At 69.5% G+C, this 23039-nt stretch carries 18 protein-coding genes and 1 tRNA gene; 10 read left to right on the top strand and 9 right to left on the bottom strand.

Annotation, left to right across the window (positions count from 1 at the left end):
* Positions 1–121 precede the first annotated feature (121 nt).
* The 6 genes from ABDZ89_RS13225 to ABDZ89_RS13200 all read left to right on the top strand — a co-directional run bounded on the left by ABDZ89_RS13225 (position 122) and on the right by ABDZ89_RS13200 (position 4252).
* Positions 122–197, top strand: a tRNA-Cys gene (locus tag ABDZ89_RS13225).
* 104 nt (positions 198–301) lie between these two features.
* Positions 302–1144 (top strand): hypothetical protein, encoded by an 843-nt coding sequence (locus ABDZ89_RS13220; protein ID WP_343779865.1) that lies wholly within the window; start codon positions 302–304, stop codon positions 1142–1144.
* Between the two features lie 85 nt (positions 1145–1229).
* Positions 1230–1436 carry a hypothetical protein gene (locus ABDZ89_RS13215; protein WP_343779826.1) on the top strand — a complete coding sequence of 69 codons (207 nt, stop codon included), beginning with the start codon at positions 1230–1232 and terminating at the stop codon, positions 1434–1436.
* A 16-nt stretch (positions 1437–1452) separates the two neighbouring features.
* Complete coding sequence (locus ABDZ89_RS13210) at positions 1453–2829, top strand: HD domain-containing protein (RefSeq protein ID WP_343779825.1); 1377 nt, start codon at positions 1453–1455, stop codon at positions 2827–2829.
* Positions 2830–2925: 96 nt separating this feature from the next.
* The gene (locus tag ABDZ89_RS13205; RefSeq protein ID WP_343779824.1) at positions 2926–3540 is read left to right on the top strand and encodes a VOC family protein; all 615 of its coding nucleotides are present in this window, start codon (positions 2926–2928) and stop codon (positions 3538–3540) included.
* Between the two features lies 1 nt (position 3541).
* Positions 3542–4252, top strand: a complete 711-nt coding sequence (locus tag ABDZ89_RS13200) for an alpha/beta hydrolase (RefSeq protein ID WP_343779823.1) — start codon at positions 3542–3544, stop codon at positions 4250–4252.
* 42 nt (positions 4253–4294) lie between these two features.
* Here ABDZ89_RS13200 and ABDZ89_RS13195 read toward each other — a convergent pair whose 3' ends face one another.
* The 4 genes from ABDZ89_RS13195 to ABDZ89_RS13180 are packed head-to-tail and all read right to left on the bottom strand — an operon-like array spanning position 4295 to position 12243.
* Positions 4295–6370, bottom strand: coding sequence for a SpoVR family protein (locus ABDZ89_RS13195; protein WP_343779821.1), 2076 nt, complete (start codon positions 6368–6370; stop codon positions 4295–4297).
* Positions 6367–7749 carry a DUF444 family protein gene (locus ABDZ89_RS13190; RefSeq protein ID WP_343779819.1) on the bottom strand — a complete coding sequence of 461 codons (1383 nt, stop codon included), beginning with the start codon at positions 7747–7749 and terminating at the stop codon, positions 6367–6369. Before ABDZ89_RS13190 ends, ABDZ89_RS13195 begins: the two co-directional genes overlap by 4 nt.
* Entirely contained in the window at positions 7740–10169 is a 2430-nt protein-coding gene (locus ABDZ89_RS13185; RefSeq protein WP_343779817.1) for a kinase anchor protein, read from the bottom strand. Before ABDZ89_RS13185 ends, ABDZ89_RS13190 begins: the two co-directional genes overlap by 10 nt.
* A gap of 1 nt (position 10170) precedes the next feature.
* Positions 10171–12243, bottom strand: a complete 2073-nt coding sequence (locus ABDZ89_RS13180; RefSeq protein ID WP_343779814.1) for a PrkA family serine protein kinase — start codon at positions 12241–12243, stop codon at positions 10171–10173.
* A 426-nt stretch (positions 12244–12669) separates the two neighbouring features.
* On the opposite strand from ABDZ89_RS13180, the gene ABDZ89_RS13175 reads away from it, so the two are divergent.
* Positions 12670–13380, top strand: coding sequence for a DUF1028 domain-containing protein (locus tag ABDZ89_RS13175; RefSeq protein ID WP_343779812.1), 711 nt, complete (start codon positions 12670–12672; stop codon positions 13378–13380).
* Between the two features lie 51 nt (positions 13381–13431).
* Here ABDZ89_RS13175 and ABDZ89_RS13170 read toward each other — a convergent pair whose 3' ends face one another.
* Both ABDZ89_RS13170 and ABDZ89_RS13165 read right to left on the bottom strand, forming a co-directional pair.
* Positions 13432–14280, bottom strand: a complete 849-nt coding sequence (locus ABDZ89_RS13170) for an endonuclease/exonuclease/phosphatase family protein (protein WP_343779809.1) — start codon at positions 14278–14280, stop codon at positions 13432–13434.
* Between the two features lie 142 nt (positions 14281–14422).
* Entirely contained in the window at positions 14423–14905 is a 483-nt protein-coding gene (locus ABDZ89_RS13165) for an RNA-binding protein (RefSeq protein ID WP_343779808.1), read from the bottom strand.
* Between the two features lie 159 nt (positions 14906–15064).
* Here ABDZ89_RS13165 and ABDZ89_RS13160 point away from each other — a divergent pair, with 159 nt between their 5' ends.
* The 3 genes from ABDZ89_RS13160 (at position 15065) to ABDZ89_RS13150 (ending at position 16634) form a co-directional block, all read left to right on the top strand.
* The gene (locus tag ABDZ89_RS13160) at positions 15065–15682 is read left to right on the top strand and encodes a 2Fe-2S iron-sulfur cluster-binding protein (protein ID WP_343779806.1); all 618 of its coding nucleotides are present in this window, start codon (positions 15065–15067) and stop codon (positions 15680–15682) included.
* 111 nt (positions 15683–15793) lie between these two features.
* Positions 15794–16132 carry a hypothetical protein gene (locus tag ABDZ89_RS13155; protein WP_343779804.1) on the top strand — a complete coding sequence of 113 codons (339 nt, stop codon included), beginning with the start codon at positions 15794–15796 and terminating at the stop codon, positions 16130–16132.
* A gap of 166 nt (positions 16133–16298) precedes the next feature.
* Positions 16299–16634, top strand: coding sequence for a NifU family protein (locus tag ABDZ89_RS13150; protein WP_343779802.1), 336 nt, complete (start codon positions 16299–16301; stop codon positions 16632–16634).
* Between the two features lie 19 nt (positions 16635–16653).
* Here the strand turns inward: ABDZ89_RS13150 and ABDZ89_RS13145 are convergent, their stop codons facing one another.
* The 3 genes from ABDZ89_RS13145 to ABDZ89_RS13135 form a co-directional block, all read right to left on the bottom strand.
* The gene (locus ABDZ89_RS13145) at positions 16654–17820 is read right to left on the bottom strand and encodes a glutamate-cysteine ligase family protein (RefSeq protein WP_371152823.1); all 1167 of its coding nucleotides are present in this window, start codon (positions 17818–17820) and stop codon (positions 16654–16656) included.
* 315 nt (positions 17821–18135) lie between these two features.
* Positions 18136–21963, bottom strand: a complete 3828-nt coding sequence (locus ABDZ89_RS13140; RefSeq protein WP_343779861.1) for a glycoside hydrolase family 97 N-terminal domain-containing protein — start codon at positions 21961–21963, stop codon at positions 18136–18138.
* 270 nt (positions 21964–22233) lie between these two features.
* Positions 22234–23028, bottom strand: coding sequence for an HpcH/HpaI aldolase family protein (locus tag ABDZ89_RS13135; protein WP_343779800.1), 795 nt, complete (start codon positions 23026–23028; stop codon positions 22234–22236).
* Positions 23029–23039 lie beyond the last annotated feature (11 nt).

Genomic DNA, 23039 nt, shown 5'->3' with positions numbered 1-23039 from the left:
ATACGGGAGCAATACCGCTCCCACCGTATCATTTCGTTCGGCGAGCGAGAGCGCTCGCCAGACATCCACTCCACTAGCGACCGCTAGGCTTAAACGCTCGACAGCGGTACGTCAGATTAGCGCCAAGGTGGCAGAGTTCGGTCAGACGCAGCGGCCTGCAGAGCCGCCCAACGCCGGTTCAAATCCGGCCCTTGGCTTCTGATATTCTCCGGGAAGCGTCGCGGAGCGGTCCCACGAACTGACCCGCTTAGTAACCGTTAAACACCGGGTGACCCATGCGACAACCATGCAACGACGCGCTGTGGCTGTGTTCGTCGCGCTCTTCCTCGCCATCGCAGGCGTGAGTGGCGCGCTGACCGCGACGGCCGATAGTCCAGAGATAGCGCTAGAGAGTCCGGATTTCGAGGTTTCTCAGGGTGACCCGGTCGAAGTCAACGGGACGTCGTACACGGTGGCCGACATCTCGGAGTCCGAGGAGGGTGGCGGTGGCCACGGTGGCGCGGCGACGACCGTCATCTCGGGGACGCTCGAACGCGAGTTCACCGCCGAGATGTCCGAGACGTGGGCGAACGGGTCGACGGTCACGGTCGGTGACCGCGACTGGCGCGTGACGGTCGACGGCGCGAACGCGACCGAGTTCACGCTCGTCGAAGTCCTCGACCGGCAGGCGATCCTCGAAAGTGACGACGCGGCCGAAAACCAGACCGTGACGCTCGAAGACGGCGAGTACGTCGCAGTGACCGACGACTCGGGCGAGCGGACGCTGGTGCCCGTCGAGGAGTACTTCCCCGCGCCCGAAGAGCGGACCTACGAGACGGGAGCGACGTTCGAATACGGTGGGAACACGGTCACCGTTGACGGCGTGACGGCCGACGGCGCCGTGCTCGTGTGGGAGGCCACCCAGACGGAGACGATCGATGTCGCCCAAGAGGGGACGGTCACGCTCGGCGGCACGGACTACATCGCGCACTTCCCCGACGCGTCGACGCTCAGACTGTCGAGTGACATGGAAGGGTACGAGGCGCAGGTCGCCGAGATAGACACGTTCAAACAGTACAACACCGGACTCACCCGCGTGTTCGTTCTCTCGGCGCTGTCCTCGATCCTGCTCGCCGGAGCGGCGTTCCTCCCGTCGCGGTACTGACTCCGCCCGGCGGTCGATTTCGGTTCCGTTCTATCGCCTGATTCTCTATCGACAGTCACTAGCCGACGGGAGCGCTATCGGAGGCATGACTTCGGCGACCGCGAAAGTGCGACAGCTCACGCCCCACTGGGTTGTGATGTTCGTCGCCATGTTCCTCGCGCTAGGGGTCGCCGATCGGGCGCTGGGCGGGCTCGGCCTCGCGGCGTCGCTGGCGCTCGTGTTGGGAATCGCCGTCGCCTATCCGTTCGTCGTTCGGGCGCTCGGCGTCGCGCCTCCGGTCTGGCAGCGGTGATCATCGGACTCCACAGATGACGACACAGATCAAAGACCCGGTTCACGGCTACATCGAACTCGACGACGCGGTCGTCGACCGTGTGATCGACACGTCGACGTTCCAGCGGCTCCGGTACGTCAAACAGCTCTCGGCGACCCACCTGGTTTATCCGGCGGCCAACCACACGCGGTTCGAACACAGCCTCGGCGTCTACCATCTCGGCCGTCGCGTCTTCGAGAATCTGCGCGAAGAGCCGTACTTTACTCGCGAGACGTCACCGGCGGGACTCGACGAGATCCAGTCGACGCTGGAGTGTGCGTGTCTGCTCCACGATGTCGGTCACCCGCCCTTCTCGCACGTCTGTGAGCGCTTCCTCGACGCCATGGAACTGCGGGATCGGCTCGCAGATCGGGGCTTCGTCGCGTCGCTTCGGGACGCCGGACTCGACGACGTTCCGCTCCGAGAGGCGAGTCCGCACGAACTCATGAGCTGTCTGCTGATACTCGACCGCTTCGACGGCGCGCTCCGGTCGCTGTCGGTCGACCCGGAAGAGGTGTGCGCGTACGTCTTGGGGTACAGCCTGGTGTACGAGCGCGGGGGGCCGTGGCAACACGGGCTGGGCGCACAACTGCTCCACTCGCCCGTCGACGTCGACCGCCTCGATTACATCTCGCGGGACAACTGGATGACGGGGGCGAACGTCCTGAACTTCGACACCGACCGCATGGTCGACGCCTACACCGCTCACCCCGACGAGGGGCTCGCGCTCTCGGAGAAGGCGCTCTCGACGCTCGGCAACTACCTCGAAGGCCGGATCGCGTTGTACATGTGGGTGACACAGCACCACAAGTCGGTGTACGCGAACGCGCTGCTCGCGGCGCTCACCGAGCGGGCCGCCGAACTCACCGGTGAACCGCCGGTGACGATCGACGGCGTCCTCGACGGGGAAATCGACGACAACACCGTCGCGGAGCGGCTGCGCCGACTCGCGCGGGACCGACCCGACACGACGTTCGCGACGCTATACGAACGGTATCGCGCGCGGCGCTTCCCGAAGACCTGCTGGAAACACCGGATCGCCTACGCGGATCGGATCGATGTCGACCGCGAGGCGTTCGGGGAGTGGCTCGTCGCGGGCGACGACCGGCTCGAACGCGAGCTCGCCGCCGAGTTGGGCGTGCCGACACACGACGTGTGGATCGAGCGGTCGTACGTCCCCGAGTACGAGCCCTCGGAGCTGGCCGACATCCCCATCGCGTACGGCGGCACGACGCGTTCGGCCGGCGACTGGGGGCTGTACGGCGAGCGCGCCTTCGACAGCCCGATCCCGTTCGTCTACGTGCCGGAAGGGGAACGCAAGCGCGCGACCCGGTGGCTCGTCGATCGGTTCCGCGCGGAGTACGGCGGCTGACGACGGTCGCAGCGCCCGACTCCGATAACACCGGTGTTAGCCGGTCACAGTCCCGTCCCTGTCGATTTTATACGGCTCGGTCGCCTTCAAACAGCTATGAGCGACGAGAATCAGGCTCCGGTCACCGCGGAGTCGCCCGACGCACCGTTTCACACCACCGGGACCGACCACATCACGGTCTGGGGGAGCAACGAGGAGGACACGCTCGCCTTTTACCGCGACCTGCTCGGGATGCCGCTCGTGTTGCGCCAGCCGAACCTCGACGACCCCTCGCAGACGCACCTGTTTTTCGACACCGGCGACGGCCGGATCCTCACGGTGTTCGTGAGCGACGAGCGCGCGTCCGCCCGCGGCCAGCGCGTCAACACCGGCGCGGTCCACCACCTCTGTTTCAGCGTCGAACCGGACGAGTACGAGGAGATCATGGCGGCGCTCGAAGACGCCGGGAAGGGGTACAACGTGTTCGATCGCGGCGTCTTCCACTCGATCTACACGCAGGACAACAACGGCCTCGTCGTCGAGCTGTCGGCCGACAAGTACGAGATTCCGTCCGACCGGAAGGGAGAGGTACTCGCGACCGCACAGCGGCTCCGCGAGGAGGACGGTGCCGACTTCGCGCAGGACCGTCACATGGAGGGGGCCCTAGAGGAGCTCGGCCTCCCCGTGAACAAACACGACCTCCCCGACGCCGACGCCGGCGTCGGCGTCTGAGATGGCCGACCGCTCCGCGGACCCGCACGCGGGCGACGATCCGCACGGCGACGAGCCGCTGGTCACGGCCGGGACGCCGCTCGACGCGGCCGACGCGGCGCTCGTGCTTGTCCACGGCCGCGGCGCGACCGCCCGCAGCGTCCTCGACCTCGGGGAGGAACTCGCCGGGGACGGCGACGTCGCTATTCTCGCGCCGTCGGCCGCCGGCAACACCTGGTATCCGAACTCCTTCCTCGCCCCGGTCGCGGACAACGAGCCGGGGCGGAGCTCCGGACTCAGGGCCGTCGGCGCGGCGGTCGACCGCGCCGTCGACGCGGGCCTCGGCCGCGAGAGCGTGCTGGTCGGCGGCTTCTCGCAGGGCGCCTGTCTCGCCAGCGAGTTCGTCGCTCGGAACCCGACCCGGTACGGCGGGCTCGCCGTCTTCAGCGGCGGACTGATCGGCGAGACGGTCGACGTCGGCGACTACCTCACGGACGCGACCGGCGACGATGAAGACGGCTCGGACGACGCTGCTCCGCTCGCCGGCACGCCCGCGTTCGTCGGCTGTAGCGACGTCGACCCGCACATCCCCGAAGAGCGTGTCCGCGAGACGACCGCCGTGCTGGAGGCGCTCGGCGCCGACGTGGACGAACGCCTCTACGAGGGGATGGGTCACGGGATCAACGAGGAGGAGGTGGCGGCGGTAGCGGCGATGGTCGCGCCCCTCGCCTGAGGGCCGCGCTTCCCGATCCGAGAGCGACCCGTCTCGACCGGCTCACGCCAGCCAGTCGTCCGGTTTCGTGTCGTAGTCGACCTCGTCGGCGGCGATCCGCTCTCGGATCGCGTCGTCGAGGTCGTGTTCCGTCACCGCGCCGCCGTCGTACTGGAACCGCACGCCGACCTCGGTGCCCTCGGGCTCTTCGCCCCGGCGCTTGGCGCGCCGGACGGCGCCCTCGTCATACTCGACGCGGATCGTCGCGAGGTTCACGGGTCGGCCCCACAGCTCGAACGCGCGCTTCAGCGTCGACCGAGCGCGCTCCTCGTCGAGCGCGACGCCGTTGTACCGGTGGCCTAAGAGCAGTTCCCCCCGGTTTCGGAAGTTCCCGTCCAACACGACGACCGTCGGCTTCCCGAAGTTCGTGAACCGCAGGAGCAGCTTCTTGCGGACGTCGTCGGCGTCGACGCTCGCGACGCGGTACTCGTCTGCGGCCCGGCTGTACTCGTAGGTGAAGTAGTTCCCCTCGCGCACGAACTCGTCGGTGAGGAACGCGTCGATGAACGTCACGTCGTTGTGGCTCTCGCGAACCTCGACCATGCGGTCCCAGCCGGCCTCGCGGTCGACGTCGCCGATCGCCGCTTCGACCGTCTCGTACCGGTCCACGTCGAACAGGTACCGCGCCTGCTCGGCTAACGCCTCGCGGGAGACGTTCCGGAGCGCACCGCGGTGTTCCGGCCGCGAGAGGACGTAGTGCCGCTCGGCGAGCCCCTCTCGCGTGAGCAGCTTCCACGGGTAGCGCTCGATGTCTAGACCGTCGCCCTCGCTTTTGTCGGGATCCCCGTTCGGGTCGCCTCCCCTGATCGAGAGCGCCCGATCGACCGCCTCGGCGTCGATGCGAGGGTCGCCCTCGGCCGCGAGTTCGGCCAGTTCGTCCAGCGTCGCCGGTCCGGCACCGGCGATCGCCGGGTGCGGTTCGAGCAGCTCCGCGACCCGGTCGAGGTCGATCCGGGCGTGGAAGTTCTCCGGCGTGACTCCCTCGACGCGCAGCAGCTTGTCGATCACGTCTCGACGCGCGGCCCGCAGTTCGACGTGCGTCCACAGCTCGAAGCCGAGCTTGTAGGGGTTGAGTCCGGGCGAGCCGAGCACCCGGGCCATGTGGTCGGCGTACGTGAGGAACTCGTCGGGGCCGGCGAACCCCTCGCCGCCCATCATCACGGACTCCCAGTACGTCGCCCACCCCTCGTTCATCACCTTCGTCTGCTTCTGGCCGGCGAAGTAGTACGCCTCCTCGCGCAGCGCGTCGATGACGGTGGTCTCCCACGGCTCGCGGTCGACGGCCTTCCCGCTCTCGGGGTCGTACCGCTTCCCGTGGTCGCGCAGGAACGCGAGCACGTCCGGGCGCGGCTCCTCCGGCTCGACGCCCTCGCCGCGCTCGTCGAGCCACTCGTCGTCGAACACGTCCCGCCGGACCTCCTCGGAGAGGTCGAGCTCGTCGATCTGCGCTTCGACGGCCGCGAGCGGGTCCTCGTCGCCGTCGCTCACGTCCTCCGTGAGTCCCGGCTCGTCGACGGACCGGGCGGCGTCGACCGGGCTGTGCTGGTCGATCGCGTCCTCTAACGCGGTCACGGCGTCGATCAGGCGCTCCACGTCGTCGCGGTCGACGTCGGCGCGCTTCGCGATCGACGCGATCCGGTCGGCGTTGCGCTCTAGCCGCGCCGCGGCGTTCGGGCCGCCCTCGCCCCGGTCGGCGTACAGCCCGAACCACCCGTTGTTCGCGAAGAAGTCCGCGTGCGCCTCCACGTGGGTGATCACGGCCTTCTGGTCGGCGGCCGCGTTCGACTCTTGGAGGAACGCGTGGGCGGGGTCGTCGTTGTTGACGATCTCGAACGCCTTCCCGAGCCCGTGCCGGTCTTTCTTCCGCTGTCGCTCGTAGTTCATCCCCCACCGCCAGTGCGGGTAGCGGCGCTGGAAGCCGCCGTACGCGATCAGCTCGTTCATCTGGTCGTGGTCGACGACCCAGTACCGCACCGGGTACGGCGCTAATCCGAGCCGCTCGGCCAACGCCCGCGCCTCGCGGGCGGGCTCGTCGAGCGTCGACGCCTCGCGTTTCGCCTCGACTCGGTCGTCTCTCATCGCCGCTCACCTCCGTCGGTCCGCCCGCGGGCGCTCTCGCCGCCGGCGCTCCCGGTCGCTTCCGACTCGGTGCTGAGGATCTCGTAGATGGCCTCCGTGACGTCGTCGGGCTCGCCGACGCGCGCGACCGCCACGTCGTCGGCGTCGCCGAAGGCGGACTCGACCTCGTCGGCGTGGCGGGCGTTCGCCGCGCCGTCGCCGGGTTGGGTCTCCACGTACCCGTGGAGGTTGGCGTCGATCGACTCCATCAGCGGGATCACGCGCTCGGTGGTGTCGCTGGCCGCGTTCTCCGAGTCGCCGGCGGCGAACACGTACCGGTTCCACTCGCTGTACGGGTACTCTTCGAGGATCTCCTCGACCAGCTCGTAGGCGCTGGAGATGCGGGTCCCGCCGCCCGACTGGATCCCGAAGAACTCCTCGCGGTCGACCTCCCACGCCTCGGCGTCGTGGACGACGTACCGGAACTCGGCTGCGTCGTACTTGCCGGTCAGGTACCAGTCCATCGGGGTGAACACCCGCTCGACGAGCTCCCGTTTCGTCTCCCGCATCGAGCCGGAGGCGTCGCGGACGTTCACGACGACGACGTTGCGCTCGCGCTCCTCGATCACCTCCGGATGGCGGAACCGCTCGTCCTCGCGGCGGAAGGGAACGCTGTCGAGCCCCTCGCGCCGAATCCGGTGCGCGGCGGACTCGCGGTCGACTTCCTCGCCGAGCGCGTCGAAGCTCTCCCACCGGTCGAGCGCCGCCACGGGCTCGCCGCGCTCCGATTCGAGCGTCGCGGCCGCGTCCGCGACCCAGGCCCGCGAGACGGGGACCCCTTCGCCTCGCGCCCACGCGAACACGTCGTCGGCGTCGGCGCCGTCGACGAACAGGCCCTCTCGGACGTACGACTCGTCGAAATCGGTCGCGAGGTGCCGCTTCAGTCCGCGCTTGAAGAACTCGTTGACGTCGAGAGCGCCCCTCGGACCCGTGCGGGCGGTGTCGGTGAAGTCGCCCTCGACCTCCTCGACGACCCGCTTTCCCTTCGGTTCGAGGTCGAGCCCGAGCGCCTCGTCGAGCTCGCGCGCGAACTCCTCGGGGTCCATCTCGTAGTACTCGTGGTCGCCGCCCTCCTCGCCGGGGTCGCCGTCCTCGTCGCCGTCGCCGGGCTCGGGATCGACCGGCTGCCCGGGCTGCGGCTGCCCGTCGCCGCCCTGTCCGACTCCGCCGGCCGAGCGCTGGTCGTACTCGAAGGCGGGGAGGTCGACCACCTTGATCGGGATCCGGATCCGGTCGGCGCCGGAGCCGCCGAGGTCGCCGTGGCTGATGAACTCGGCGAGGTCCTCTCGGCGCGTCTCGCCGACCTCGCGGAACCGCTCGCGGTCCTCGGTCAGTCCCACGGGCCCTCACCTCCGTTCCGGCCGTCGTCGGCGTCCGGGTCGCCGCCCGCCGCGCCGTCGACGTCGGGCCACTCGTCGCGGACGTCCTCCATCACGGCCCGGCTCGCCAGCTCCGCGGAGGCGGGGCTGTACCCGCGCTCGCAGAGTCGGCCTATCGTCTGGCGTTTCACGCGGGCCGTCTCTGTGTCCGCCGGCGGGTCGGGCCACGCCGCCGGGTCGAGGTCGGGGAACCGCCGTTTCACGTCGGCGAGGTCGTTCGCGTCGAGCACCGCCTTCAGCTCCGGAACCTCCCCGAGGTCGACGTCGTCGATGCTGAACGCGTCGCCGCGGTTCCGCCACGCGTACCGCGTGAGGCCGCGGATCACCCGCTCGCGCCGGAAGCGCTCGACCGCGCGCCCGGGGTCGGTCCCGCGGTAGTCGCTCTCGTCGAACCGGCCGAGCGTCTCCGTCTCGAACACCTTCAGGGCGAGCGGGTCCGGCGCCTCGCCCTCGCGGCCGCGCGTCGTCGGCTCGTCGTCGTCCCACGCGTACACGTGTTCGACGTACTCCGCGACCCGCTCGGTCGAGACGGTCGCCTCCGCGAGCATCGCCTCGATCACGTCCTCTCGCTGCCGCTCGCGGACCCGCGCCGCGACCGGCTCGCGGCGCCCCTCGAACTCGGCCGCCTCGGCCCGCGAGAAGACCGGGGCGTCGGCGAGCCCGTCGGCCATCGCGTCGAGCACGTCCGTCGGGGTGACCACGTGCTCGACGGGGAACTCCGGATGGCTCCGGTCCGCCGGCGTCGCGAGCAGGTCGGCGACCGCGTCCCGGGCGTACGTGACCGGGATGCCGTTCCGGCCGTCCCCGTCGGCGACCTCCACGTCGGCGACGGTGACGGCGTCGTCGCCGCGTCGAACCTCGCCGCTCTCGTACAGCTCCGCCGTCTCGATCAGGTCGAGCCCGCCGGGGAGGTCGTCGGCGTCGAGCCGCGTGACGACCGCGTACAGCGCCGCGGCCTCGATCGCGTGCGGCGCGATCTCGCGGTCGACGACCGTCCCGTCGGACTCCCGCACCCCGATCGACAGCGGCGCCGCGCCCGGGTCGCTCTCGGGGCTGTCGGGGTTCGCGGCGTCTTCGGGCGTCGCTCCGTCGCCGGGGCTCGCGGCCTCGCCGCCGCTCGCGCTCCCGCGCGAACCGGTCTCCGTCACCGGCGTCGCCCCGGCTATCTCCCGGCGCAGGAGCCGCGCCTCCAGCCGGCGGTTCGTGAGGTAGCGGAACTCGTGTTTCGAGAGCCGACGCTTCAGCGCCTTCAGCGGGTCGGCGTCGCCGCGTTCGGCGTGGCGGTCCAGCTCCGCGTCGAGGTCGGGGTTCGAGATGACGATCAGCTGCGTGTCCAGGTCCATCCCGATCCCCTTGTCGAGTTTCACCCGCCGCTCGTCCGGCACGTTGAGCAGGCGCCGGAGGAGGTCGGCGTGCTGGCTCGCGTCCTCGACGACGGTCGCGACGCCGTTCCCCTGTGAGAGCACGCCGTCGTAGCTGAACGCCTGCGGGTTCTTTCGCCCGCGCGAGTCGAGTTCGCGGAGCATCCCCCCCATCCATGAGCCGACGAGGCGCTCCTTCGGCGTCCCGTCGTCCTCGGCGTGGAGGACACCGATCCCGCGTCCCACGTCGACGACGTAGCTCGTCACCCGGAGGTGGTCGCGGCCGGCGATCGCCGAGAAGAGGTCGTCGTGCCCCTGCTCGCGGTACACCGACTCCAGGTGGTCGTACGCCTCGCGGCTGAACGGGTCGAGTTCCACGTCGGCGGCGATCGGGTACGCCTCGTCGTCGACCGCCTCGGCGACCGACTCCCGCACCGACTCGGGGAACACCGACAGCGGGTGGGTCTGGACCGGGCTGCGGTACCACGCGCTCGCGTCGCCGCCGCCCCCGTACGACAGCGACGCGCCGCTCGCGCCGCCACCGGTCCCCGCGCCCGTGACGTTCCACTCGACGGTGTATCGGCGGCCGGCGTCGGTCTTCGAGAACGCGCGGAGCCCGTTCACCAGACACCGCTTGAACTCCGATTTCCCCGTCGCGGTGGGGCCGTCGATCCAGACTATCGTCTCGTCGTTCCCCCGCCCGGTCGCGGCCGCGCGGAGGTCGTCGACGAACGCGTTGAGCGCGCGGGTGTTGCCCAACACGGCGTGTTCGCCGTCGTTCGCCGGGTCGTCGAAGAACCGGTACCGGTCGAGCGTCTCGCCGCGCTCGCGGACCTCTCGGGTGCCGTACGCCTCGATGGCCGCGAGGATGTACCCGGCCCCGGAGGCTGCCGCGGTCGGGTCCTCCAACACGCGGTCGACGTAGGACTCGAGGCTCATCGGCGGGTCGTACGCGCCGCGAAGCCGCTCGTCGGCCGCGGCGACGAACCCGTCGCCGTCCGATCGGGTGCGGTCGCTCATCTCACTCCCCGCCCTCCATCTCCGAGCGCGCGACCGCCGCGCCAGCGTACTCCAGCACCTCGGCGGCGCCGTCCTCGGAGTAGCCGCGCTCGACGAGGGCGTCCACCCAGGCGCTCCGGTCCTCGTCGTCGATGTCGGTCGCGGAGACGAGCGCGGAGAAGTTGATGTTGTGTTTCTTGTCCTCCCACAGCTTGCGTTCCAAGGCGCGGCGGAGCCGGTCGTTCTCCTGCGGGTCGAAGCCGCGCCCCTCGCGGGCGCGGCGGGACACCCAGTTCGACACCTCCTGTCTGAAGTCGTCCTTCCGGTCCGAGGGAATGTCGAGCTGTTCTTCGACCGCGCGCAGGAACGTTTCGTCCGGCTCGGTCTCGCGGCCGGTGAGCTCGTCGTCGACGGTGGCGTCGTCGATGTACGCCATCACGTGGTCCATGTACTTCTCGCCCTGTCGCCGGAGCTCGTCCACGTCGTACGCCAACGCGTGTCGCACGTCTTCGATGGCGCGCTCGCGGTACTCCTCGCGGACCTGGTCGAGCAGGCGCTCGTAGCGGTCGAGGTCTTCCGCCGCGATCGAGCCGTGGCCGCCGAGGTTCGCCTCGAAGTGGTCGAAGACGGACAGCGGCGAGAGGTGGTTTCGGTCGCGGTGGGTGGCGTCCATGATCGCCTCGGCGATCTCGTCGCCGACGAACCGCGCCGAGATGCCGTCCATCCCCTCGCCCACGTCGGCGGACTCGGCGGCGTCCTCGCGGAGCTTCCGCCGGTCGATCTCCTCGTCTTCGAGCTCGCCGTTGTACGCCTTCGCCTTCTCTAAGAGCGTGACCGTCTCGTCGGTCGGCTCCTCCAGTCGGGTGAGCACGCCGAACAGCCCCGCCATCTCCAGCGCGTGCGGCTCGACGTGGACGTTCGGCACGTCCGCGTTGGCGAGCATCTTCCCGTATATCTCCGCCTCGCTGTCGTACTCCAACACGTACGGGTAGTCGATGCGCTTCGTCCGGTCGTTGAACGCCTCCATCTTCTCGTCGCCCGTCTTCTCGCGGTACTCCGGCATGTTCGTCCGCCCGACGATCACCTGGTCGATGTCGATCCGGGGGTTGTTCTTCGGCTTGATCGTCGACTCCTGGGAGGCGTGAAGGAAGTCGTAGAGGAACTCCCGCTGGAGCTTCAGCAGTTCCTCGCCGGAGAACAGCCCGCGATTCGCGTTACAGAACGCGCCGGCGTAGTCGAACGCGCGCGGGTCGGACTCCCCGTAGACGGCGAGTTTCGCGTAGTTCACGTCGCCGGTGAGCTCCGTCTCGTCCTGATTCTTCTTGTCTTTCGGTTCGAACGTCTCGATACACTCGCGCCGGTTCTCGTCGGCGACCAGTCGCACGACCTCGACGTGTTCGTCGAAGACGCGCTGGAGGTCGTCGTCGTAGTGGGCGAGCAGCTCGTTCAGGTAGAACTCCGAGGCCGGGTCCGGGTGTTGGTCGTTCCGGAGCGTGTACGGCGCGTCGAGCCGCTCGTTGAGGTCGTCGATGACCTCCTGACGCTGCTCTTTCGGGAGCAGCACGAGCGGATCTTGGCTCATCGGCGACCGGACCGTGTCGTCGTCGGGGTCCTGGTCGTCGATCACCGAACAGAGGTCGACCCACCGGAAGGTGTACATCCGCCCGGCGTCCTCCCGGGTGTACGCCTCGAAGTACCGACGGACGAGCCAGTCGAAGTGAGACTTCCCGGACCCCACCGGACCGAGCAGGAGCTTGATCCGTTTCTCGGGGCCGAGGCCGCGGGCGCCGGACTTCACCTTGTTGACGAACTCGTGGATCGCCTCGTGGATCTCCCGGCCGTAGAAGACGTTCTCGCCGTCGTGGAGCGGGTCCTCCGCGGCGAGCGCGTACTCGACGACGCCGCGTTCCTCGTCGTAGTGGGTCCCGTAGTGGTCGAACATGTCCGCGACGCGCTGGTGAGCGTTTCGCGTGATCTTCGGATCGTCGTACAGCGCGTCGAGGTACCAGTCGAACGATCGGGCCGCTCTGAGATCGTCCGGTACCGCGGTCTGGTACGCCTCGCTGAGCCGTTCGAGCGTGTGTCGTTCTGCCATCGTATCACGTTCGCTCGGAGAGGGCGAGCCCACCGACCCCCGGCGCGCACGAGACGGCGCTGCGGCTCTCGGTGCGCGTGTCAACACATCGTCGAGCCGCGAGCGACGCGTCGTCGGTACGCGATCGGGTGCCGGTCGGTGCCTCGCCCGTATCCGAGGCTATATATGTGGGAGGGATTGGCACGGATAAGTATGTCGCCCGTTGACACCCGACATGAACTGATCGGCGCCTCCGCGGTCGCCGGATCCGGTCGGCTCGGTGACGGTCCGTCGGCGGCTCTTATCAGCGACCCGTGAATTCGACGGCGGCCCCGAGCGCTCGGCTCCCGCGGGTCGCTCGCACGCGCGCTCTTCGCGCGCAGCCGGAGAACCGGAACCATCACCCCCGGAGCGCACCCTTTTGCGGGTCGCCCACACAGGACCAACGTGACGTTCAGCATCTGCGTTCGCGAGCGGTACACCGACGAGGACGGCGGCGATCAGACCCGGTTCGGCGTGGCGGTGACGACTCGGCTGCCCGGCGTGGGCACGCTGTGTCCGTTCGCCTCGTCGGACGGCGCGGTGGCCACCCAGTCGCTCGTCAACGTCGAACTCGGGCGGAAGGGGATCGAGTACCTCGACGACGGACTCGCCGTCGACGACGCGCTCCAGTCGCTGTTGAACGCCGACGAGGGGAGCGCGCAGCGCCAGCTCCACGGCGTCGACGCGGACGGGACGTTCGCGTTCTCCGGCGACGAGTGTAACGACTGGTACGGCCACGTCGTCGGCGAGAACTACACCGTCGCCGGCAACCTCCTGACCGGGGAAGACGTGATAGACGACACCGCGGCCGCCTACGAGTCCGACGCCCACGGCGAGGCGCCGCTCGCGGAACGGCTGATCGACGCGCTCGCGGCGGGCCACGCCGCGGGCGGAGACAAACGGGAGGACCTCGAGGTCCAGTCCGCGGCACTCCTCGTGTGTAACACCGAGGAGGAGGCCGACGACCCCTACTACAACGACCTGCGCGTCGACGCGAGCGAGACGCCCGTCGCCGACCTCCGGGAGACGTACGAGACCGCCAAGCGCGGCTACGAGACCATTTTGGAGAAGTACGCGGAGGAAGACGGAGAGACGGACGACGGCGACGAGGAGTAACGGACGGCGGGACCGAGACGGAACCACCGGTCGCGACGAGGCCCGATCCCCCTACAGCGACAGCCGCGCGAGGATCGGGAGGTGATCGGAGGGGTACCGGCCGCGGTCGTCCCGGTCCGCCAGCGTCGCGAACGCCTCGACAGACACCTCGGGCGAGACGAGCGCGTGGTCGATCCGCCGACCGTCGATGAGTCGAGCGAAGTCCGTGAGGCTCGTCTCCGGGCCGTGCCGGAGGTCGGCGGCCGCCGCAGCGTCGCGCAGCGAGAGGCGCCCCGCTCTCGACCGGTCCGGCTCGCCTTCCCCGTCCCGTGGTGAGCCCTCTCCGACGAGAATTTGGTGCGGCTCGGACCCCGGCGTACAGTTGAAGTCCCCCACGAGGACTATCGGAGTCGCGCCGTCGGACTCTCCTGCGCCCCCGCTCGCGATTTCCGGAAGCCGTTCGCGGAGCAGCCGGGCGGACTCGCGGCGCGCGGTCGCGCTGACGTGATCGAAGTGCGTGTCGACGGCGAGGAAGGCGGCGTCGCCGTCGGTGGCGCGCACCCGCGCCCACGTCGCGATCCGCGGGTGCGTGGCGCCCCAGCCGGTCGACGGCTCGTCCGGCGTCTCGGAGAGCCAGAACGTGCCGTCGTCGACGACCCGCCAGCGCTCGCTTCGGACGCCGATCGGACACCCCTCTCCCTCGCCGTCGGCCCCTCGCCCCCGGCCGACGAACTCGTACGCGGGGAGCCGCTCGCGGAGGTCCCGACGCTGCCCGGGCAGCGGTTCCTGGAACGCGACCACGTCGGGTCGGTGAAACCGGACGAGGCGGCCGACCGCGTCGCGGCGGTCGTGCCAGGCGTCGTGGTGGTCGCCGCGGTTGGCGTAGCGGACGTTGTAGCTCAGCACCCGGATCCCGGTCATTGTCGTGGGACTCGCGGGCGAGGCGATTAAAACACGCGGAGCGATCGCGGCCCCGCCCGGCCGTGATCGCGTCGCTCGCGCGGACGCTCCTCGCCGCTACCGCAATCGCGGCCGCGGCCGCTCTTCGGTCGCCGACCGCGGTTCACACCGAGAACTCGTAGAGGTCGTCGCCGACGTGGTGGATCGACTCGACGACTTTCCCGCTGTCGCCGACCATCGCGTCGCCGTCCACCATCGCGCGCCCGACCGCGAGCACCTTCTCGTGGGTCTCCTCGGCCACGACGACGAGGTCGCCCTCGCGGATCGCCGAGTCGGCCTCGACGATGCCGGGACGCATCACGTCGGCGCCGTCGGAGACGAACGAGATGGCGCCCGCGTCGACCGTGACGATCCCGGTCTCCGGCTCGTAGTCGTTCGCGCCACGCACGGTGAGGAACGGCTCGTCGTCGTCGACGTAGAACACCGCCGGCTCGCCGTCGACCAGGACGAGTTCGTAGCCGGCGTCGACGAACTCCACGAACTCGAACGCGTCGCCGTCGATGTCGACCCCGAGGTGGTCGGCGACCGCCTCACGGATCGTCGTGATCTCGTCGCTCCGGAGGTGGTGCCGTGATTTCACTTGCATGGGCGCTACGTCGACCGCTCGGGCGATAAATGGACCGCTCCGTGACGTGTCTCTCGGACCTCCTCTCCCCCTTCGTCACCCCGTATCCGGACCCCTCGGCGCTCTCGCCCGGTTGGACCGATCAAAACGGCCTTAAACTACCTCTCCTAATCGACTCGTATGTTCAACCCACTGGCGATCGTGGCGATCGCGACGATCGTGAACCCGCCAGCGATCGTGCTCGCGGCGGTCATGACGTTGTTCATCGTCCTCATCGGCACCGTGAAAGGGACGGGGTGGGAGCCCACGACGGACATTTCGGACGAAGTGCTCGAACGCCGCGCGGCGACCGTTCCGGAGACCGAGTTCCCGGAACCGGGCAACCGCGCGGTCGGCGGCGGCGGCGGCGGCGCGGGCGCCATCCCCGCCGGTGGCGACGGTGAAGAGGGCGAACTCGAATCGGGCGGCACCGTCAGCTCCGGCCCCGGTGACATCCCCGAAGACGAGGTCGAGTACTTCGAGGTCGAGTTCGTCAAGCAGGGCCAGACGGTCGAGCTCGCGAACGACGAGCCGATCCTCGATCAGGGCGAAGACGAGGGGTGGGACCTCCCGTACGCCTGCCGACAGGGGCAGTGCGTCTCCTGTGCCGGCCGGATCGCCGACGGTCCCTCCGAGGACTTCGTCGAGCACGACAACCAACAGATGCTCGAAGAGGCCGAGATCGACGACGGCTACACGCTCACCTGCGTCGCCTACCCGCGCGACTCCTTCAGCATCGAGACGGGCGAAGCTCCGTAGCCGCTCCGCTCGCAGGTCCGTTATCCCCGCCGCTCCGTCTCGGCTCTCTCCGCCGCTCCGTCTCCGCTCTCCTCGCGACACCCTTTTTCGCGTCTCGCCCCAACCGTTCGTATGTCAGTCACCACGGCGCTCGTCGCCGGCGGCGGCGGCGCCGTCGTCGCGCTGATCGCCGCGGCCGTCTACCGCGACGCCGTCCGCGTCGGGGTCGACCTCGGGTCGCCCCCGCTGTGGGCCGCGCTCGTCGTGTTCACCGGCGGCGCCAGCCTCGTCACCGCGATCCTCGTACCCGACGCTCCCCTGCCCGGAGTCCTCGTGTTGACCGCGCTCGGCCCCCTGTTGTACCTGCTCGAACGCGACGACTCGATGCACGGGGACGCCGCGGCCGACCCCACGCAGCTCCCGAGCGAGTCCGGGAACCCGCCCGACGGCTCCGACGACTCGGACCGATAGCCCTCCTCTCGGCGATCCGGACGAACGGCCGGCTCGGCGACGATCCGGGCAAACGACCCGTCTCGCGACCGCATCCCGTCTCATCGACGATGACACAGTTCCTTTCTCGCTCGTTTCGCGCTCCTAAACCGCAACTTTCCATACCGTCGGGGGAGAAGGAGAGACAATGAGCGACGAGAACGACGAGAGCCTCGCGGACCGGGTCGAGCGGTGGATGGTCGGACAGATGCCGATCATCCAGATGCACGGCGGCACGAGCGTCGTGCGCGAGGCCGACCCCGACACCGGCGAGGTCGTCGTCGAACTCGGCGGCACCTGCTCCGGCTGCGGCATCTCGAACATCACCGCCGACAACATCCGTCGCGACCTCATCATGGACTTCGACGAGGTCGACAACGTCACCGTCCGAACCGCCTCCTCCGGCGACAACGGCGCGTCCACCGTCGAGGGCGGCCGCGGCGGCGAACTCAAACACGAGACCGAGTCCGCGAACCACTTTTAGGTCAGCTCGACCGGGCCGCTCAGTCGCTCCGAACGGGGTGCCGCCGGCGCACCTCCCGCCCGAGACGCTCCGCGTGGTCGAGGCGAACCCGCCTCGCGTCCGCCTCGGTAAGCGGTCTCTCCTCTCGTAGCCCGGCCGACAGCGGCTCGTACGCCGCCGTCTCGAAGCCCATGCGTTCGAGGTACGACCGGACCGCGTCCGAGGCGAGCCCGTCTCGGACGGCGTCTTCGACGCGTTCGCGAACCGTCTCGAACGGCGGGAGGACGACGGCTTCGTCTCCGACGCCCCGCCGCTCGCCGCCCTCCCACGGATCCTCGCCGACGCGGAACTCGGCGTCTTCGAGCCGCTCGACGACGCCGGCGATGTCGTCGGCCAACCGGACGACCTGGCTCGGGAGCGCGGCGTCGGCCGAGCGCCACTCGACAGTCCCGAACTCCGCTCGGAGCTTCACCGGAGTCCAAGCCGCGCTCTCCGGGGTGAAACACCCCTCGACGGCTTCCCGATCGCAGCCGGTGACGACCGCCCCGGTGACGAACGCCTCGTACCGGCGTTCGAGGCGCGTACCCCACTCTTCGGTGCTCTCGGCGTACGGCCACAGCTCGCCCTGCCACGGGAGGTGGTCGTACGCCATCCACCGGTACAGCATCGATCGCGCGCCCGCCGCCAGCGGCTCGTGACCGAAGTACGGCGAGGAGTTGACGAGCGCCAGCGCCGGGTCGAGCGCCGTCAGTAGGTTGAGCTGGTCGATCTCACGTCCCGGTAGCTGCTCGACGTGGACGTGCGTCCCGGCGCAGTGGCGGACGTACTCGAACCGGTCGCCCAAGACGCGGTCCTGAACCCGCGTCCGCTCGCTCCCGAGATCGGGGATGTCGCCGTCGCAGATCGGTGTCGCCAGCGGGACGAGCCCCTTGTCGAGCGCGTCTGCCCGTTCGAGGACTCGGTCGAGGCGGTCGAACAGCTCCTCGCGGAGTTCCGCGGTCGACTCGCACGGCGACGTCTTGACCTCCAAGAGCGGAACGACGAACTCGCGTTCGACGCCCGCCGCCGCGTCGACGAGCCCGCCCGGTTCGGTCAGCCGACCGTTCTCGTCGACCACCCAGTACTCCACTTCGACGCTCCGCCGCATCGGTCCGGTGTCTGCCGTCGATCCACCGTCCGGCCCGGCCGCCTCGGTTACGTCGCTCACCGTCTGCCGGTCCGATCGCCGTCTCCCGTCCGCTCGCTCGCTCGAACAGGTGTGGTATCAAATAGCATGGTTTCGAGTCACGACAGCGAAGTAATAACTCTTCTGTGGATACTGTTAAGAACACCTCAGAATCCTTGTTCTCATTTAGGAATATGGCTTTTCACATATAGAAAAGAAATTTTCACCCGCTAGCTCAGTCGTTTCGACAGTCTATGACGGCCGCTTTCGATCGGCGGGTGAAGGGCGGTCAGAGGGGACCGATCTGACGCGGACCGGATGTCCGTCTCTCGGCTCTCGTCCCGACGCTTCGACCCGCTACAGCGGCGTGAACGGCAGCGACGCGAGCGTCTCGGCGTCGTAGTCGAGCGCGTCCGCCTGCGAGACGCCCTCCGGCGTGATCAGGTCGATCACGCGGGGCGCGTTCCCGGCCGCGCCTTCCTTTGCGCCGCCGAAGACGAAGGCGCCCCGGCTCTCCTGTACGTCGCGGAACGAGCCGAAGTCCTCCGACCCGACGACCGGCAGGACTTCCCAGTCGGCGAGGTCGGCACCGCCGAGCGCGCTCTTCGGCACCGAAACGACCGCGACGCCGGACTCGAAGTCGGCGATCCGCTCCGGGGAGCCGAGTCCGTTGCCCTCGGCGTCGACGACGCTCCCGCCGAACCCGCTCGCGGCGACCCGGTACCGCCAGTCGTCGTCGAACTCGGCCGTGACGGAGAGGTCGCCGAGTTCGGTCGCCCGGCCGCCGTCGCCGTCCGGATCGCGGAGGTAGACGACGAAGTAGTGCGGCGAGAACGTGCCGCCGAACCCGGCGTAGAGGTTCTCGACCTCGAACGCGAAGCGGTACTTGTCGTCGGTCTCTAACAGCCGGAACGAGCGCAGGTCGAAGGCGTCCTCCTGGAACGCTTCGTTTGTCGGGTAGACGTACTCGCCCGGCCCGTCGTCGTCGCCCGCGGGATCGGTCAGCGTCGCGATGAGGTCACCCGGGGCGACCGTCACCGTCTCGGCGGCGAGCGTCTCGCCCGTCTCGGGGTCGCGGACGGCGATGTCGAACTCGTCGATGGCCGAAATCCGATAGCCCAGCGTGACCGTCTCGTCGGTCGCGTTCGGGGGGAGTCGCACGTTCGCGATCGCGTCCACCTCGCCGTCGACGACGACCTCGACGTTCGTGCCGCCGACGAAGCCGGCGTCGTTCGAGCCGGTCGCCGTGATGAACGGCTCGTTGAGGTCGGCCTCGTCGGCGATGTCGATCGAGATCTCCTGTTCCGGTCGCTCGTACTCGGGGAGGCGGCTGATCTCGGGACCGCGGGCCGGCCGGAGCCTGACCGCGGTACCGCCGCTCGGCGCGGTCGACGCGAGCAGCGTCGTCGACGGGTCGACGACCGCCTCGTCGATCCGGGTCGCGGTCGGATCGGCGTCGACGCCGCCCCCGATCGCGTCGCCGTAGATTTCTGCGACGTACTTCGGCCCGGAGCGGCCGTTGCCCTTGCCGTTTCCGTTGCCGCGTCCGTTCCCCTTTCCGCCGTTCCCCCCGCGTCCGGGCGCCTCGCCGGAGTTCCCGGGCGCGAGGAAGTCGAGCGGCACGTCGATCGCTCGGCCGTCGCCGTCGGTCATCACGCCGACGTACCACTCGTCGCCGTGGCGTCGGGCGATGGCGAGGTACTCACCGATCGCCGAGCCGACGACGCGCGTCTCGTCCCACCCCGCGGCGGGGACTGCCTCGATGAAGCCGAACTCGGGTTTGGCGTCGAAGTTCTCGTTCGCGGGGACGTACCCCTCGTAGTCGGCCGGAACCGGCGACGGCTCGCCCGACTCGGTGACGGCGACCGCGTTGAGGTTGAACCCGCCCACGTCGCCGACGAACCCGTCCTCGCCGTCCTCGTAGTCGAGCTCGATCGCTATCTCGTTGTCGCCGGCCGCCAGTTCGACCTCGGTCGTGAACACCTGCCAGTCGTCCCAGTAGCCGGTGAATCCGGGCGCTATCGGCTCGGTCTCGTCGTTGACGCGCAGCGTGGCCTGCGGGCCGCCGGCGTCGATCACGCGCCCCGCGTTCTCCTCCGGCGCGCTCGCGTAGCGGAGGTGGAGGTCGTAGGTGCCGGCCGCCGGCGCGTCGGTCACGGTGTACCTGACGGACGAGCCGCCCGGCGCGCGGTTCGGGTCGACGGCGACGTGGTTCGTGCCGAACGCGTCTCGCCACGTGTCGTCCGTGACGAGTCCGTCGCGGTCGCCGGCGGCTGCCTGAAGGCCCTCCCCCACGCCGAACGTCTCGTCGACGTACCCCTCGATCCGGTCGGCGGCCATCTGGAGGCCGCTGAGGTACGTGGGATACATCGCGAGCTGTTTCGCCCGCGTGGTCTGGATCTGGTCGCCGCGGTCGTCGCCGAAGGTGATGTCGAAGATGCCCGGCTGGAAGCTCACCGGGCCGGCGAGGTTCCGCGTGAACGGGAGCGTGACGTGGTGATCGCGGCCGACGTTCGAGCCGAGCTGGCCGAACCCGTCGTACTCTTGGGCCTTCACGACCTCGCGGTTCGCCACGTTCGGGTAGGTGCGGATCTCGCCGGTGGGCTTTATCCCCTCGTGGATCTCCAGCAGCTGTCGGTTCGCGGCCGCCTCGCGGATCACGAGCCGGTGGTGGTTCACCGCGAGCTGGTTGTGCTGGTTGTGGGTCGGCCCGTCGGCGCCGTCGTCGATCCTGAGCCCGGGGTCGGAGACGTACCCGTTCTTGATCGAGTTGATCCCCTGGCCCTCGTAGCCGGCGAACACGTCCTCGTCGAGGATCGCGTCCTCGTAGTTCGGGAGGTTTCCGGCCGTCTCGTTGTGGATCGTCATCTCGACGGGATCGGGGAGGCCTGCGCCGTAGCCCGTCACCTCCCGCACGTCGAAGTCGGGATACGAGTCATCGACGCCGAAGCCGAAACCGGTGCCGTCGCCCGGGTAGGTGTCCCACCCTTCGTTCCACCCCTCGACGAGCACGCTGTCGAGGCCGTTCTCGCTCGCGAAGCGCATGTACCGCTTCATTCGCTCGGTGCGAGCGCCGTGGACGTACGAGGCCGGGTTCCCGCCGCCGCCCGCGATCGCGTCGTCGGAGCGGTACTCCCAGTTGGCCTGTCCCGCGATCATCGTCCACCAGATACCGACGTACTTGCGGGGCTCGATCCAGTCGGTGTCCGGCTCGCCGCCCGCGGTCGGTAGCGCCGACTCGTCGAGCGGGTCCGAGAGGAGCGGCACCAGCTGCGACTCGATCAGCTCGCCCGGTCGGTCGACGAGCTGGATCGTCCGCCACGGCGTCGCCGCCGGCAGGTCCAGCGAGGCACGCGACCCGTCGGGCAGCGGCGTGAGTTCGGTCGCGAACCCCGTCCCGCCGCCGTCGCTCCGGGGGGCCAGCGTCGCGGCCGCGTAGTCGTCGAGGTTCGCCTCGTGGACGCTGAGGTACGCGTCGCCCGCGTCGACGGTGAGCGGCGTGTGCGCGCCCTCGCGCATCTGGGTACCGGTCGGTCGTCGCGGCTCGCTGCCGCCCGGAATCTCCGACAGCGGGGTCTCAGCGTACTCCTGCTCGAACCGCGGGTTGGTCACCTCGTTGCGGATCCACCACGCGTCGTAGTCGTCCGCGAAGTCGAGGCCGGTGTTCTCCGAGTCGATCACCGCCCTCTCCGAGTTGCTCGCGAACCCCTCGCCGAGGACCGTCCGGAACCCGACACCGTCGTCGAACACGCGGATCTGGAGGGTCGCGCCGCGCCCCCCGTCGGCGGGGGAGCCGTCCGACGCCGCGTCCGCGAGGCCGACGCTCACGGCGCTGTACTCGGCCGAAACCTCGTCGGCCGCGCCCCACACCGGCTCCCACTCCTCGGTCGCGGCCTCGCGTTCGGTCCCGGTGACGGTCACCGCGCCGTCGTCGCCGGTCGCGCTCGCGCCGAACGTCGGCTGGTTCCGGAAGTCGAAGCCGAGCGTCGACGACTCCACGTACGTCGTCCCGCCGCGCGCGACCTCGTAGGTCGGGACCCCGTCGCTGACGTCGACCGTGACCGTGATCGACCCGTCCGGTGACGCCACCGTCTGGACCGGGTCGTCCGCGTCGTTGGCGACCCGCGCGGCGTCGTCGGCCGCGACGCTCCCCGAATAGGCGGCCGCTGCCACCAGCGCCCCCACGCTCCCGAGGAAGCCGCGCCGACTCGTTTCGTCGAATCTGCGCTGTGATAGTTTTTCACTCATTGTGCGTCTCCCATGAATGCGATGATTGATAATGTTATTGTAACGAACGAGAGGTGTTTCATCCGTTCGTATTCGAGTTAAAACTACGTGGGGACAGGTCGCTTCGGTTCGCCGTCGCGCGGCGAGCGGCGCTTCGTCTCCCGATATTGAAACGCCGTCTCGGGGGCGTTCTCGCCGCGGTCGCACGGAGCGGCGCGGCGTTTCGGCTCAGCCGTCGCCTCGCTCGACGTCGTCGAGCCAGTCGGTGACGGCCCCTTCGAGCGCCCCGGTCGTGCTCCCGAGGTTCACGATCTGGTAGCCGTTCGCCGCCTTCTCGCCGGCGTCGTCCATCCCGAACCCGAGCCCGCCGACGGGGACGCCCGCCTCGACGGCCGCGGAGCGGACCGTCTCCACGGCGTCTCGAACGTCCGGGTGGTCGAGTTCGCCGGGGTGACCGAGCGCCACGGAGAGGTCGAACGGGCCGATGAAGACGAACCCCAGCTCCGGGACGGCCAGGATCTCGTCGATGTCCTCGACGGACTCCGCGGTCTCTATCGTCGCGCCGACGAGCGTCTCGTCGTCCTCGGTGGCGACGTACTCGTCGGCCAGTCCCCAGCGGCTCGCGCGCGGCGACGCCAGCCCCCGATCGCCGGGACCGTCATCGTAGCGGAACCGGGCCGACCGGACCGCCTCTCGCACCTCGTCGGCGGTCTTCACCCGGGGGAGGAAGGCGTTCCGAACGCCGAGGTCCAGCGCCTTCCGGACGAGCGTCGGGTCCGTGTCGGGGAGCCGGACGAGCAGCTCCACGCCCGTCCGCTCTGCCGCGCGGAGCAGGTCTTCGATCCGTCCCGCGTCCCGCGGGGACGGGCCGCCGTGTTCGAGGTCGATCCAGACGAAGTCCGCGCCGAGCTCGCCGTAGAGCTCCACGAGCGTCGGACTGTACGCGTTGTCGAGTACCCCGAACGCGACCCCGCCGCCCTCGACGGTCGCCGCGAGGTCGTTCGTCGGCTGTGCCGCGTTCACGAGCGACCGCC

It is taken from the genome of Halorubrum ejinorense, from assembly GCF_039522565.1.
Lineage (GTDB): Archaea > Halobacteriota > Halobacteria > Halobacteriales > Haloferacaceae > Halorubrum > Halorubrum ejinorense.
Note: the sequence above shows the minus strand (reverse complement) of the source record. Positions and strands in the feature narration are given on the sequence as shown.

What these genes read in the sequence shown, in the direction of transcription:
- ABDZ89_RS13210 (WP_343779825.1), top strand. Translation starts at nt 1,453, where the DNA reads ATGACGACACAGATCAAAGACCCGGTTCACGGCTACATCGAACTCGAC.
- ABDZ89_RS13150 (WP_343779802.1), top strand. Translation starts at nt 16,299, where the DNA reads ATGAGCGACGAGAACGACGAGAGCCTCGCGGACCGGGTCGAGCGGTGG.
- ABDZ89_RS13200 (WP_343779823.1), top strand. Translation starts at nt 3,542, where the DNA reads ATGGCCGACCGCTCCGCGGACCCGCACGCGGGCGACGATCCGCACGGC.
- ABDZ89_RS13160 (WP_343779806.1), top strand. Translation starts at nt 15,065, where the DNA reads ATGTTCAACCCACTGGCGATCGTGGCGATCGCGACGATCGTGAACCCG.
- ABDZ89_RS13180 (WP_343779814.1), bottom strand. Translation starts at nt 12,243, where the DNA reads ATGGCAGAACGACACACGCTCGAACGGCTCAGCGAGGCGTACCAGACC.
- ABDZ89_RS13185 (WP_343779817.1), bottom strand. Translation starts at nt 10,169, where the DNA reads ATGAGCGACCGCACCCGATCGGACGGCGACGGGTTCGTCGCCGCGGCC.
- ABDZ89_RS13165 (WP_343779808.1), bottom strand. Translation starts at nt 14,905, where the DNA reads ATGCAAGTGAAATCACGGCACCACCTCCGGAGCGACGAGATCACGACG.
- ABDZ89_RS13215 (WP_343779826.1), top strand. Translation starts at nt 1,230, where the DNA reads ATGACTTCGGCGACCGCGAAAGTGCGACAGCTCACGCCCCACTGGGTT.
- ABDZ89_RS13155 (WP_343779804.1), top strand. Translation starts at nt 15,794, where the DNA reads ATGTCAGTCACCACGGCGCTCGTCGCCGGCGGCGGCGGCGCCGTCGTC.
- ABDZ89_RS13170 (WP_343779809.1), bottom strand. Translation starts at nt 14,280, where the DNA reads ATGACCGGGATCCGGGTGCTGAGCTACAACGTCCGCTACGCCAACCGC.
- ABDZ89_RS13195 (WP_343779821.1), bottom strand. Translation starts at nt 6,370, where the DNA reads ATGAGAGACGACCGAGTCGAGGCGAAACGCGAGGCGTCGACGCTCGAC.
- ABDZ89_RS13205 (WP_343779824.1), top strand. Translation starts at nt 2,926, where the DNA reads ATGAGCGACGAGAATCAGGCTCCGGTCACCGCGGAGTCGCCCGACGCA.